Source organism: Ottowia oryzae, from assembly GCF_003008535.1.
Taxonomy (GTDB): Bacteria; Pseudomonadota; Gammaproteobacteria; order Burkholderiales; family Burkholderiaceae_C; genus Ottowia; species Ottowia oryzae.
In genome coordinates, this window is the sequence record NZ_CP027666.1 from 433,172 (window position 1) to 446,618 (window position 13,447).

Genomic DNA, 13,447 nt, shown 5'->3' on the forward strand with positions numbered 1-13,447 from the left:
CGGCAGAGACCGCTCAGTCGCGCGCGCCGCGGATCAGGTCGCTGATCTGCCCGATGGCCACTTTGGCTTCCTTCAGGAACGTCAGGGCCATGAAGACGTGGAACATCTTCGGGTATTCGTAGAAGTTGTAGGGAATGTGCTCGGACTTGAGCCGATCCTTCAATTCGTGCGCGTCGGCGTTGACGATGTCGTAGGTACCGGTGAACACGCTGACCGGCGGCAGGTTTTGTAGGTCGCCAAACAAGGGGCTCACGCGGTAGTCGTCGTACGGCACGTCGCCCACATAGGCCTTGGCGGCCATACGCACGGGCATCAGCGGCAGCATGGGGTCGTGGCGGTCGATTTCCAGCTGCTTGGGGTTGGTGGTGCTGATGTCCAGCCAGGGCGACAGCAGGATGATGCGGTTGGCCTGCGGCTGGCCGTGATTGCGCAGCCACTGCGACCACGCGTAGCTCAAGCCGCCACCGGCCGAGTCGCCCATGATCGTCCAGGGGCGGTTGGCGCGGAACCGGTGAAAGTCGGGCATCAGCCGATCAAGGTAGGTAAACACATCCAGGCACGTGGCGGCGCTGGCCAGCGGGTAGTCCGGCACCATGACGCTGGCCTGCGTCTGGTCGATCAGGCATTCGATCAGGCTCCAGTGCGGGCGGATGATGTTGGCGATGTACGCCCCGCCGTGCAGATACAGCACCACTTTGTCGGATCGGCCGCCCTTGGGCGACAGTGTCCACACCGGTCGGCCTTCGAATTCACGCTGAACCACGTCGAACTTGGCCAACATCCGCGCCGGAATGGGCGCGGGCAGCGAATCCTTGTCGATGGCCTCCCGCGCCTTGTCCGCGCTTTGCCGCTTGATTCCAGACAGCCGAAAGCCGAGGACGCAGAGCTTGGACAAAAAACTGGGCGGCTCGGCGTGGGTGTATTCGTACGAGGTGTTCATGGGGCTGCAAGCAAAGGCCGCGGAGGTCGTGGCCGCTTGGGTTGGCGGCCACCGCGCTAGAGAAAGACCGCGCCGCGCCCACGGGCGACGCTGCGGCAGATGTGACGAAGATACCGGCGCCCGGCCGTCGCGCCTGTCGGACAGTGGCGCTTCGCGCGTCGGCCATGCACGCATTGGTGCCTTTTTCTGGCGCGGGTGTGCTGGCCGGTGCTCACGGATTTGCAGCTCCATCAAGGCCTGGCTGGCGCGTCTTCATATCAATAAATGCCATCAGTGTTGATTTGTAATTCCAAATAACATATAATGACAACTCTTCAGGCCGGCGCCCGCCTATCTCGGGGCCGCATCGGCTTGTCACAGCGCAACGGCCGCTTCTTGCCGTGGGCCGCGTCCCCGCCGTCTTTTCAGATCGGTTTTGGGGTGTGGCCAAGGACTTGCTGGGGCCGCACGCGCTCCACATCGCCCGTTCTTGGGGGCGTTGCCCGATTACGGTAACCCCACCCTTCCCAACCCGTTTGTCGCGCAGCGGCGTGCGGTTGGCGTCCTTGTTGCTGCCATCCGCCACGCGGCTGCCTCGCCACTTCAGGAGGAGCCATGGCCAAAAACATTCAGATAGACCACGTATTCAAGGTCTTCGGCGAAGAGCCGAAGCGCGCCTTGGCGCTTGCACGCCAGGGGCTGAGCAAGCAGGACATCGTGTCGCAGACCGGCCAGTCGATCGGCGTGTTCGACGCCAGCTTCACCATTGAGGCGGGCGAGATCTTCGTCGTGATGGGCTTGTCGGGCTCGGGTAAATCGACGCTGGTGCGCATGCTCAACCGGCTGATCGAGCCGACGGCCGGGCGCATCGTGGTCGACGGCGAGGACATCGCGCAGTACAGCGACGCGCAGCTGCGCGACTTTCGGCGCAAGCACATCAGCATGGTGTTTCAGTCGTTTGCGCTGCTGCCGCACCTGACGGTGCTGGACAACACCGCCTTCGGGCTGGAACTGGCGGGCGTGCCCCGCGCCGAGCGCGAAGCCGCTGCGCGCGACGCGCTGGCGCAGGTCGGGCTGGGCGTGTGGGCGGGCAGCTACCCCGACGAGCTGTCCGGCGGCATGCAGCAGCGCGTGGGCCTGGCGCGTGCGCTGGCGGCCGACCCGTCCATCCTGCTGATGGACGAGGCCTTTTCGGCGCTGGACCCGATCATCCGCACCGAAATGCAGGACGAGCTGCTGCGCCTGCAGCAGATCAAGCGCCGCACCATCGTCTTCATCTCGCACGACCTGGACGAGGCGATGCGCATCGGCGACCACATCGCCATCATGAAAGACGGCCAGGTGGAGCAGGTGGGCACGCCCGAAGACATCCTGCGTCAGCCTGCCAACGACTACGTGCGCCAGTTCGTGCGCGGCGTGGATGCGGCCATCGTCTTCAAGGCGGCCGACATTGCCCGCAAGACGCAGGTAGAAGTGTCTGAAAGCCCCACGCGCGGCTGCCGCCCGGCCCTGCGCCGCCTGCAGGACCAAGACCGGGAATGGGCCTACGTGGTGGACACCCAGCACCGCTACATGGGCGCCGTGTCGGCCGATTCGCTGCGCGCCGCACTGCACGGCCATGAAGGCACGCTGGGGCTGCGCCACGCCTTCGTGCCCGAGGTGGAAGCCGTTGCGGCCGACACCCCCATCGCCGACCTGTACAGCCGCATGGCGGCGCACCCGGCGCCACTGCCCGTCGTGGCCGAAGACGGGCGCCTGGTGGGCACCATCAGCCGCAACACGCTGCTGAAATTCCTCGACCCCACCACCGACCCGCGCGGCAACCCGCTGCCCGCGCCGGCTGAAGCCGAAGCGCCCGAAGCCGCCACCCCCACCGAGCCGACCGAGCCCGCGCTGAACGCGTGAACCCACCGCAGGAACAAGCACGCCCATGAGCACCCCCATTTCGACTGCCCCGATGGCAGACACCGCTACCGCAACCACAACTGCAACCACCGCCGCCGACACCGCCAGCGCCGCCGCGCCCGCCTACATCGACCCCTATCAGGCCCCGCCCGCCGAAGCCAGCCCCGCCTGGCTGGGCGGCCCGCAGGCGGTGACGCACGACGTGACCGCGCCCGGCGACGGCCTGGTGGCCGCCGCGCACGCCGCCAGCCAGGGCACCCCGCAAGGCACCCCGGGCGCTGACAGCGGTGCCCACGCGGTCGCCAGCTGGTTCGACGGCGGCCTGCCCGTGCAGGCCTGGATCAACGACGGCCTGGCCTGGTTCGTGGCGCACTTCCGCCCCTTCTTCCAGGCCCTGCGCGGGCCGGTGGACGCGCTGCTGGGCGGCGTGGAAGCCGCGCTGCTGTACCCGCCCACGATGGTGATGATCGGCCTGCTGTCGCTGCTGGCCTGGCAACTGGCCGGCGGCCGCATGGCGATCGCCACGCTGATCTCGCTGATGGTGATCGGCCTGCTGGGCATCTGGCCCGAAGCCATGGTCACGCTGTCGCTGGTGCTGACGGCGTTGTTCTTCTGCGTGCTGATCGGCCTGCCGCTGGGCGTGTGGCTGGCGCGCAGCGACCGCGCCAACCGCGTCATGCGCCCGCTGCTGGACGCGATGCAGACCACGCCCGCCTTCGTGTACCTGGTGCCGGTGGTGATGCTGTTCGGCATCGGCAACGTGCCGGGCGTGATCGTGACCATCATCTTTGCGCTGCCGCCGCTGGTGCGCCTGACCAATCTGGGCATCCGCCAGGTTCGGCCTGACCTGGTGGAAGCCGCCACCGCCTACGGCGCCTCGCCCATGCAGCTGCTGGCCAAGGTGCAGCTGCCGCTGGCCATGCCCTCGATCATGGCGGGCATCAACCAGTCGCTGATGCTCAGCCTGTCGATGGTGGTGATCGCCTCCATGATCGCCGTGGGCGGCCTGGGCCTGATGGTGCTGCGCGGCATTGGCCGCCTGGACATGGGCCTGGCCACCGTAGGCGGCCTGGGCATCGTGATCCTGGCCATCATGCTGGACCGTCTGACGCAGGCGCTCAGCCAGCCCACGCGCCACGGCCAGCCGTGGACGATGCGCGGCCCCATCGGCCTGGTGCGCCGCCTGACCGGCCGCCCGGCCACCGCCAAGGCTGGCGACGCTGCCGCCACCACCGCCTCGCGCGCCCAGCCCGCCTGAACTGGAAGGAATCGACATGACCCCATCCCTCTCCCCACTCACCCGCTGGCGCGCCCTCGGCGCCGCCGTGCTCACCGCCGGCCTGCTGGCCCTGGGCAGCCCCGCCGCCTTCGCGGCCGCCGACCCGGCACAGCCCGGCAAAGGCGTGCGCGTGCAGCCGCTGAAAAGCTCGATCGCGGAAGAAACCTTCCAGACGCTGCTGGTCATGAAAGGGCTGCAGCGCCTGGGCTACGACGTGCAGCCGATCCGCGAAGTGGAATACCCCACGGCGCACCTGGCCATCGGCAACGGCGACGCCACCTTCATGGCCGCCCACTGGGACCCGCTGCACGCCGACTACTACCGCAACGCGGGCGGCGACGCCAAGCTGTGGCGGGACAACGCCTATTCGGGCAACGCCATCCAGGGCTACCTGATCGACAAGAAAACCGCCGAGGCGCACGGCATCACCAACCTCAGCCAGCTGAGCGACCCGGCCATCGCCAAGCTGTTCGACACCGATGGCGACGGCAAGGCCAACCTCACGGGCTGCACGCCCGGCTGGGGCTGCGAGGCGCAGATCGAAACGCAGCTGACCGCCTACAAGCTGCGCCCCACCGTGCAGCACGTGCAGGGCAGCTACCCCGCGCTGATGGCCGACGTGATCCAGCGCTACCAGGCGGGCCAGCCCATCCTGTACTTCACCTGGACGCCCTACTGGGTCAGCAACGTGCTGGTGCCGGGCAAGGACGTGGTCTGGCTGCAGGTGCCGTTCTCGGCGCTGCCCGGCGACCAGGCCAAGGTGGACACCACGCTGCCCAACGGCCGCAACTACGGCGCCGTCATCAACACACAGCGCATCCTGGCCAACCGCGCGTTCATCGACGCGCACCCGGACGCGGCCAAGCTGTTCAGCCTGATGAAGCTGCCGGTGGCCGACATCACCGCGCAGAACAACGCCATGAACAACGGCCAGAACAAGCAGGCCGATATCGAGCGGCACACCGAGGGGTGGATCAAGGCACACCAGACCTTGTTTGACAGCTGGATCGACCAGGCCCGCGCCGCGGCGCGTTGACCGTTGCGCCAGGCCCGGCCCACGCCGGGACAGCGTGGGCAGCATGGCCTGCTTACCCAGGCCATTTACTATTCAATTGATAGCTGCCAGCGCTCTAGCCACCTGCGCCAGAGGCCGATTTGACTCGTAAGTCAAAGCCGCCACGCGGCCCGGCGACAATCCCCGCATGAGCTGGAAAAGAATTCTGACCCTCGCCATCGCCGTGGCCCTGGGCGCCGGTGCCTGGCGCGCCGGCGGCTGGGCCGGGCTGGCCCTGGCCGCCAGCGCGCTGGTGCTGTGGTTCCTGCTGTACTACACGCGGCTGATTCAGGTGATGAAACGCGCCGCCGACCGTCCCATCGGCTACGTGGGCAGCGCGGTCATGCTGAACGCCAAGCTCAAGCCGCGCCAGGCGCTGCTGCACGTCATCGCGCTGACGCAAGCGCTGGGCGAACGCCTGTCGCCCGAGGGCGCCGAGCCGGAGGTCTATCGCTGGACGGACCCGGGCGGCTCTCACGTCACCGCCGAATTCCAGGGCGGCAAGCTTAGCCAGTGGCGCCTGGAGCGGCCCGCTGCCGAGCCCCAGCCGCCCGCGCCCGAAGAAAGCCCCGCCAGCGCCACCCGCGCGAGCTGAGCGGCCCGCCGCCGCGCCAGTCGACGGCCGACGCCGCCGGGCATAAAATCCGCCGTTGACCATTCGGCTGAGGGGGGTTTTGCTGCCTGCGGCCGCCCAGCGTGCACCCACAGGTACTTTCATGAGCAATCCTCCCCTTTCCATGGCCGACCGCGACGGCCAGATCTGGTTCGACGGCCAGCTGGTGGACTGGCGCGACGCCAAGATCCACGTGCTGACGCACACGCTGCACTACGGCTGCGGCGCTTTTGAAGGCGTGCGCGCCTACCAGACGGATGCGGGCACGGCGATCTTCCGCTTACAAGAACATACGCAACGCCTGTTCAACAGCGCGAAGATTCTGCGCATGCAGATTCCCTTCACGCAGGATCAAGTCAACGAAGCCCAACGCGAAGTGGTGCGCGTCAACCAGCTGGAAAGCTGCTACCTGCGCCCGCTGACCTGGATCGGCTCTGAAAAGCTGGGCGTCAGCCCCCGCGGCAACACCATCCACCTGATGGTGGCGGCGTGGGCCTGGGGCGCCTACCTGGGCGAGGAGGGCATGAAAAAAGGCATCCGCGTCAAGACCAGCAGCTACAGCCGCCACCACGTCAACATCACCATGACGCAGGCCAAGGCCGTCAGCAACTACAGCAACTCGATCCTCGCCAACATGGAAGCGCTGGACGACGGGTACGACGAGGCGCTGCTGCTGGACACCAGCGGCTTCGTCAGCGAAGGCGCGGGCGAAAACGTGTTTCTGGTCAAAGACGGCGTGATCTATACGCCCGACCTGTCGGCCGGCGCGCTGAACGGCATCACCCGCAACACCGTGCTGCACATCTGCGAAGACCTGGGCATCAAGCTGGTGCAAAAACGCATCACCCGCGACGAGTGTTACATCTCTGACGAAATATTCTTTACCGGCACGGCGGCCGAAGTCACGCCGATCCGCGAGCTGGACCGCGTGCAGATCGGCGCCGGCGAGCGCGGCCCGGTGACCGAGAAGATCCAGAGCGCCTTCTTCGACATCGTCCACGGTCGCAATCCCAAGTACGCCCACTGGCTGACGCCGGTCTAAGCGGCCCTCAGCCAGCGGTTCGGCGCGCGGCCGCCTCGGCCCGTGCCCAGAACATGCGCATTGCACACCTGATCCTCACGCGCCACTTCGCGGGCAGCGAACGCCACGCGGTCGAGCTGGCCAATGCCCAGGCGCGCGAGCACGAAGTCACCCTCATCCTGCGCCAGGGCGCCGCGGGCAAGCACGCAGACGCCTTTGCCGACCGTGTGAGCCCGCAGGTGCGCACGGTGCTGGTGCCCAACTGGCTGCCCGTCTGGCACGCCGCCAACGCGGTCAAGGCGCTGCGCCCGGACGTGGCCCACGCGCACCTCAGCGGCGCCTGCCGCGCCTTGAGTGGCCTGCACGGCGTTTGCCTGCGTGTGGCCACCCTGCACATCCGCTACAAACCCAGTCAGCACGCCACAATGGACGCGCTGGTGGCGGTGGCGCCCTGGCAGCTCAACGACATTCCGCCGCCGCTGCGCGAGCACACCGCGCAGATCGACAACTGGATCCTGCCCGCGCGCGGCTCGCCCGAATCCCGCGCGCGCCTGCGCGCCGAGTACGGCGTGCCGCAAGACGCCTGGGTGTTCGGCGCCGTCGGCCGAGCCGAGGCCAGCAAAGGTTTGGACGTGCTGATCGACGCGTTCGAGCGCGCCGCACTGCCCAACGCCTGGCTGGTGATCGTCGGCCACGGCGACGCCCTGCCCAAGCTGCGCCGCCAGGCGGGGCCGCGCGTGGTGCTGCCGGGCTTTTCGCGGAAGCCCAAGGACTGGATGGCGGCCTTCGACGCCTTCGTGAGCCCCGCGCGCTTCGAGCCCTTCGGCCTGGTGCTGCTGGAGGCGATGCAGGCGGGCCTGCCGATCATTGCCTCGCGCTCGGAAGGGGCACTGCACCTGGCGCAGACGATGCAGCCGGATCTGGTGCCGATCGACGATGTCGCCGCGCTGGCCCAGGCATTGCAGCGCATGGATCAATCGCGCCCTCGCCGCCGCCAATACGACCTAGCCCGCTTCAGTATTGAGAGCAAATTGGCGCAACTGGATGCGTTTTACCGGCGCGAGCTGGACGCACTGGCACGCCCGCTTGTGCTGCCCGCAGATGCGCGCCCCGATACGCCCTGAACGCGGCGCACACTACACTTCGCACCTGCGGCCTGCGCGCGCCGATCGCCCCGAAGCGGCGCAGCGCGGCCTTTCGCTGACCCGAGATTCCAACCACCATGACTTCCACGACGTCAACGCCGATTCAGCTGCTCGCCAAGGACCTGACGCCGCAAGGCAGCGTTTTCTGCCCCAATCCGCTGGCCAAGATGGCGCTCTGGAACTCGCACCCCAAGGTGTATCTGGATGTGGCACACACGGGGCAAGCCAAATGCCCGTATTGCGGCACGGTCTACCAGCTCAAGGCGGGCGAGAAGTTTTCCGCCCACTGAAAGCCACGCCCGTGGCTACCTCGGGTGACAGCTACTCCAGCCGCCTGAGCACATCTTGAACCTGACCGAAGCGACGCACCTTCGCCTGACCAGCCTGGCGGCTTTCCTGGTGCCTGCGCTGGCGCTGTGGCTGCCCTCGGGCTACGCGTGGGGCACGGCGCTGCTGCTCGTCGGCGCGCTGCTCGGGTGGCCCTGCTGGCTGCGCTGGCCAACCGCCCCGGCTACGCGCTGGCTGGCTGGGGCGGTGCTGGTGATGGCCCTGGTCTGGCTGCACGGCAGCGACTGGTCCAAAGGGGTGGCCGTGCTGAACAAGCCCGTGCGCTACCTGCTGGTGGTGCCCTGCCTGCTGTATTTGATGCGCTTTCCGCCGCAGCTTCGCTTCTTGCTGGCCGGATTCGCGGTGGGCGCGGCCTGCGGCGGCGTGCGCGCGGTGATCGAAGTCATGGTGCTCGGCCTGGAGCGGCCGTGGACCAGCGCCGAAAAGACCAGTGGCGCCATCCAGCTCGGCAACCTGTGCGGCTTGTTTGGCGTGATGTGCTGGCTGCAGCTGGCGGTGTATTGGCAGCGCTGGCGCTGGCCGTTGCGGCTGGCGGTGCTGGTCTGCTGCGGGCTGGGCTTGCTCGGCTCGCTGCTGTCGCAGACGCGTGGCGGCTGGCTGGCCATTGCGCTTTGCCTGCCGGTGCTGGTGTGGCTGATTGCGCGCTGGGTGTCGCGCCGCCGTGCGGTTCTGGCCATCGCGGTGCTGTGCGTGCCGGTGGTGCCGCTGGGCTGGCACATGGCGCCGCAACTGGAGCAGCGCCTGGATTGGGCGATTCACGAGGTGACGTCGTACGAATCCACGGGCGACGCCAACACGTCGGTCGGCCAACGTTTGGACCACTGGAAGCTGGCCTGGGCCATGGGCAAGGACAAGCCGCTGCTCGGTTGGGGCGAAGTGGGCTACGTTGAAGAAAAGGCGCGCCGCGTGGCTGCAGGCCAGGCCAGTCCGGTGATTCTGGAATTCGGTCACGCCCACAACGAGGTGCTGGACATGTTCGTCAAGCGCGGGCTGATCGGCGTGGCGGGCCTGGGCATGCTGTACTTCGTGCCGCTGGCCCTGTTCTGGCCGCGCCGCCGCACCGTGGGCACCAACGCCGCGCTGCCGCTTGAAGACGACGTGTGCATCCGCCTGATGGGCGTGACGGTGGTTTTGGCGCACATGGGGTTCGGGCTGACCCAGGTGTTCTTTGCGCACTACAACGGGGTGGTGATCTACCTCGCGCTGACGAGCCTGCTGTGGGCCTCGTTGCACCCACACCTTGCGAACGCCGCTACCCAAGGCCAAGGCGGCTGGCGGCCCAAAGCCGTGGGCGCACCCAGGAGCTGATGCCGCGCTGCTCAGCCAAAAACGCGCGGCCAAGGGTGTTTCAGGCGCGCCAAAAGAAAACCGCCCAATGAAGGGCGGTTTCCAGTGACGCTTCTTGAGGACCTTTTTGACTCTTATCACCATGCGGCGCTCGCGTAAGCAAGGCCCTGGCCAGAAGCAGTGTGACAGCAAAACACCTACTTTACAAGTTGCTTGAATTGTGGAAACCCCTCATTCCGGGGTAATGCATCCATTGCGCGTCAAAACGCACACCAAAGGCCTCAGCTGTGGGGAGAAACCAACGGAAGCGCCAACCGAAAACGGGCGCCACCACCTTCGCGCGGCCCGCAGCTGGCCTGCCCGCCATGCCGCTCGGCAATCGATCGCACCAGCGCCAGGCCCAGGCCGACGCCTCCGTGGCTCTCACTCGCGCCGGGCATTCGATAGAACGGCTCGAAGATGCGTTCGCGCTGTTCCGCAGGCACGCCGGGCCCGCGGTCGTTGACCACCACCACCGCTTGGTCGCCTTCGGTCCACAGTTCGGCCTGCACGTCCTGGCCGCCGTAGCGGCGCGCGTTCTCCAGCAGGTTGCGCACCGCGCGCCGCAGCAGCTTGCTGACACCCGGCACGATGACGCTGACCACGCCCGGCGCCAGCTCAAACGCGGCGTTCACCCGTGCGGCTTCTTCGGCCACCAGGCCCACCAGGTCGACCTCTTCCATGGTGCCCAGGTCCAGCTCCTTGGCGTCCAACCGGCTGGCCAGCAGGATTTCGTCGATCAGCTGGTCCAGCTCGATGATGTTGCGGCCGATTTCGGCCCGCACGGTCGGCGTGGGGGCCGAGCCCGACAGCTCCAGCGCCATGCGGATGCGCGCCAGGGGCGAGCGCAGCTCGTGCGAGGCGTTGGCCAGCAGCGACTTTTGCGAACGCAGCAGCGCGGTCTGCGAATCCATCAGGCTTTGCACGCGCTCGGCGGCGTCGTTGAAGCGGCGCGACAGGTCGGCCACCTCGTCCTGCCCGCCCGTGGGCAGGCGCACCGACAGATCGCCCTCGCCCCAGCGCTGCACGCCGCGCTGCAGGCCTTCGAGCCGCTGCGTCAGGCGCCGCGCCACGGGGAACACGCCGATCATCACGACCAGGCCCGCCAGCCCCAGCACCCACAGAAAGCCGAACGGCGGCCGCAGCCAGCCCATGATGTCGGCGGGGCGGTGGATGCGGCTGGGCGGGCGCGGGCGCGGCATCTGCAGCACCATTTCGTGGCCGTCTTGCAGCGTCACCACGAATTCCACCCCGCCGGGGTCGCCCGGGGTGGGCGGCACGCGACGGGCTTGCGCTTCGGCGGTGCCGATGACGGCACCGGCCGCGTCGCGCACCACCACTTCGCGCGAAGGCGGGTTCTGGCGCTCGCGGTCGCGCTGCTCGTCGGCCTTGTGCCACGCCCATCCCACGACCAGGCTGAGCACGGCCACGCTGCCGACCACGGCCAGCCAGATGCGCAGGTACAGCTTGCGGGCGATCGGGTTGGGCAGGCGCACGCGCAGTCAGTCCTGCTGCTTGGCGAACACGTAGCCCACACCGCGCACGGTGACGATGCGCTTGGGGCTTTTCACGTCTTCTTCGATGGCGGCGCGGATGCGCCCCATGTGCACGTCGATGCTGCGGTCAAACGCCTCCAGCTCGCGCCCGCGCACGGCTTCCATGATCTGCTCGCGCGTCAGCACGCGGCCGGCGCGCTCGGCCAGGGTGACGAGCAGGTCGAACTGGTAGCTGGTCAGCTCGGCCGGCTGGCCCGCCACGGTGACGACGCGCGCGTCGCGGTCGATCTCCAGCGTGCCGAAGCGCAGCACCTGGTGCTCGGGGGCGGCGCCGGGCTGGTGGCGGCGCAGCACGGCGCGGATGCGCGCCAGCAGCTCGCGCGGCTCAAACGGCTTAGGCAGGTAGTCGTCGGCGCCCAGCTCCAGGCCGATGATGCGGTCCATCGGGTCGCCCTTGGCGGTGAGCATCAGCACCGGCGTGCGTGCCACGTCACCCGGCAGCGCGCGCAGGCGGCGGCAGACTTCCAGGCCGTCGATGTCGGGCAGCATCAGGTCCAGAACGACCAGGTCGAAAGGCTTGTCTTGCAGCAGGTTCAGGCCGGACACGCCGTCGCCCGCGTGTTCCACGGCAAAGCCGGATTGCGTGAGGTACTCGCCGACCATGCCGGCCAGGCGGGCGTCGTCTTCGATCATCAACAGGCGTTGGGTACTCATGCGCATCTTTCTGGCACGCGGGCCGATGGCCTTCTGCGCCGATCAGCCCCATCATGGTGGCGCCGCCCGCGCGGGGGCTTGAAGGCGGGGTAAAGAAAGGTAAACCGCCAGGCCCGACGGCGCTGCAGGGTGGCCAGGCAAATACTATCTTTTCGATAGCTGCCAGCGCTCATCCACCGGGCGCCAGAGCCTGATTTGACTCTGAACTTCGCCGCGCCGCGCGCGCCGCCAAGGCCACCAGCACGAGCACGGGCAAGCCCAGCAAGGCCGTGGCGGTGAAGAAGTTGGCGTAGCCGAAGGCGTTGACAAAGTCGCCCGAAAAGCCCGCCACGAACTTGGGCAGCAGCAGCATCAGCGACGAAAACAGCGCGTACTGCGTGGCCGAATAGCTGATGTTGGTCAGGCTGGACAGGTAGCCCACGAACGCCGCGGAGGCGATGCCCGAAGCCAGGTTGTCGGCCGACACCACGAAGATCAGCGCCGTGACGTCGTGGCCAAAACCCGCCAGCCAGGCGAACAGCAGGTTGGTGAAGGCCGACAGCACGGCGCCCAGCATCAGGATGCGCATCACGCCAAAGCGCATGGCCAGCCCGCCGCCCACAAAGGCGCCCACCAGCGTCATGATGACGCCGTAGATCTTGGTGACGGCGGCCACCTCGTCCTTGGTGTAGCCCATGTCCACATAGAAGGGGTTGGCCATGATGCCCATCACCACGTCGCTGATGCGGTAGATGGCGATCAGCGCCAGGATCAGCGCGGCCTGCCACTTGTAGCGGCGAAAGAAGTCGGCAAAGGGCTCGATCAGCGCGGTCTGGACCCACTCGCGCGCGCCGCGGGCGGGTTTGAGCGCCACCGGCGCCGGTTCGGGCGAGGCCAGCACCGTCAGCACGCCCACCACCATCGACGCGGCCATCACCAGGTACGCCACCTGCCAGGCCGCCTGGTCGTAGCCCGTGTTGGCGCCCTGCGCGCGTGCGGCCAGCCACAGCACGCCTGCGCCCGCCCAGATCATGGCCAGGCGGTAGCCGGTCTGGTAACTGGCGGCCAGCGCGGGTTGCTGCACGGTGGGGGCCGATTCGATGCGGTAGGCGTCCAGCGCGATGTCTTGCGTGGCCGACGCGAAGGCCACGGCCAGCGCCGCCCACACCATGCCCGAGAGCGACACGCGCGGGTCGGTCATGGCCATGCCGACGATGCCCGCCACCACGCCCAACTGCGCCAGCAGCAGCCAGCTGCGCCGCCGCCCCAGCCAGTGCGTCAGGCCCGGCAGTGGCACGCGGTCGACCAGCGGCGCCCACACCCACTTGAAGCCGTAGGCCAGGCCCACCCAGCTGAGGTAACCTATGGTGGAGCGGTCGATGCCCGCCTCGCGCAATCGAAAAGATAGCGTGCCCAGCACCAGCAGCAAGGGCAAGCCGGCAGAAAAGCCCAGGGCCAGCATGCGCAGGCTGGCGGGGGTCAGGTAAACCCGCAGCGCGCGGTACCAGGGCAAGCGCGGCGCGGCTGCCTGGGCGGCATCGACGGGGCCGCCACCCACCGCGTCAGACAAGGGCCGCCCCGGGTTGGGCCGCGTCGGGCGCGGGGGCCGTGCGGGTGGGGCGCTGGCGGGCCGGTGGGGTGGTCATGA

Annotated in this window: 12 protein-coding genes; 8 read left to right on the forward strand and 4 right to left on the reverse strand. The window is 68.1% G+C overall.

The window, feature by feature from the left end:
* Window positions 1-13 precede the first annotated feature (13 nt).
* Window positions 14-940, reverse strand: a complete 927-nt coding sequence (locus C6570_RS01995; RefSeq protein WP_164675472.1) for an alpha/beta hydrolase fold domain-containing protein — start codon at window positions 938-940, stop codon at window positions 14-16.
* 594 nt (window positions 941-1,534) lie between these two features.
* Between C6570_RS01995 and proV the strand changes: the two genes are divergently transcribed.
* The 8 genes from proV (at window position 1,535) to C6570_RS02035 (ending at window position 9,592) form a co-directional block, all read left to right on the forward strand.
* The gene (gene proV / locus C6570_RS02000; RefSeq protein ID WP_106701586.1) at window positions 1,535-2,824 is read left to right on the forward strand and encodes a glycine betaine/L-proline ABC transporter ATP-binding protein ProV; all 1,290 of its coding nucleotides are present in this window, start codon (window positions 1,535-1,537) and stop codon (window positions 2,822-2,824) included.
* A 25-nt stretch (window positions 2,825-2,849) separates the two neighbouring features.
* The gene (gene proW, locus C6570_RS02005) at window positions 2,850-4,082 is read left to right on the forward strand and encodes a glycine betaine/L-proline ABC transporter permease ProW (RefSeq protein ID WP_245896270.1); all 1,233 of its coding nucleotides are present in this window, start codon (window positions 2,850-2,852) and stop codon (window positions 4,080-4,082) included.
* Between the two features lie 16 nt (window positions 4,083-4,098).
* Window positions 4,099-5,139: a glycine betaine/L-proline ABC transporter substrate-binding protein ProX gene (gene proX / locus C6570_RS02010; RefSeq protein WP_106701590.1), complete on the forward strand. Its 1,041-nt coding sequence runs from the start codon at window positions 4,099-4,101 to the stop codon at window positions 5,137-5,139.
* A 166-nt stretch (window positions 5,140-5,305) separates the two neighbouring features.
* Window positions 5,306-5,752, forward strand: coding sequence for a glycerate kinase (locus tag C6570_RS02015; protein WP_106701592.1), 447 nt, complete (start codon window positions 5,306-5,308; stop codon window positions 5,750-5,752).
* Window positions 5,753-5,873: 121 nt separating this feature from the next.
* Window positions 5,874-6,812, forward strand: a complete 939-nt coding sequence (locus tag C6570_RS02020; protein ID WP_106701594.1) for a branched-chain amino acid transaminase — start codon at window positions 5,874-5,876, stop codon at window positions 6,810-6,812.
* 53 nt (window positions 6,813-6,865) lie between these two features.
* On the forward strand, window positions 6,866-7,915 hold the full coding sequence (locus C6570_RS02025) for a glycosyltransferase family 4 protein (protein WP_106701596.1): 1,050 nt from the start codon (window positions 6,866-6,868) through the stop codon (window positions 7,913-7,915).
* Window positions 7,916-8,013: 98 nt separating this feature from the next.
* Window positions 8,014-8,226: a zinc-finger domain-containing protein gene (locus C6570_RS02030; protein WP_106701598.1), complete on the forward strand. Its 213-nt coding sequence runs from the start codon at window positions 8,014-8,016 to the stop codon at window positions 8,224-8,226.
* A 55-nt stretch (window positions 8,227-8,281) separates the two neighbouring features.
* Window positions 8,282-9,592 (forward strand): O-antigen ligase family protein, encoded by a 1,311-nt coding sequence (locus C6570_RS02035; protein ID WP_106701600.1) that lies wholly within the window; start codon window positions 8,282-8,284, stop codon window positions 9,590-9,592.
* Between the two features lie 260 nt (window positions 9,593-9,852).
* Here C6570_RS02035 and C6570_RS02040 read toward each other — a convergent pair whose 3' ends face one another.
* From C6570_RS02040 to C6570_RS02050, 3 genes are all read right to left on the reverse strand, one after another.
* The gene (locus C6570_RS02040; RefSeq protein ID WP_211297630.1) at window positions 9,853-11,106 is read right to left on the reverse strand and encodes a sensor histidine kinase; all 1,254 of its coding nucleotides are present in this window, start codon (window positions 11,104-11,106) and stop codon (window positions 9,853-9,855) included.
* Window positions 11,107-11,112: 6 nt separating this feature from the next.
* Window positions 11,113-11,820: a response regulator gene (locus C6570_RS02045; protein ID WP_106704466.1), complete on the reverse strand. Its 708-nt coding sequence runs from the start codon at window positions 11,818-11,820 to the stop codon at window positions 11,113-11,115.
* Window positions 11,821-11,989: 169 nt separating this feature from the next.
* Window positions 11,990-13,357: an AmpG family muropeptide MFS transporter gene (locus C6570_RS02050; RefSeq protein WP_425437915.1), complete on the reverse strand. Its 1,368-nt coding sequence runs from the start codon at window positions 13,355-13,357 to the stop codon at window positions 11,990-11,992.
* Between the last annotated feature and the right edge of the window lie 90 nt (window positions 13,358-13,447).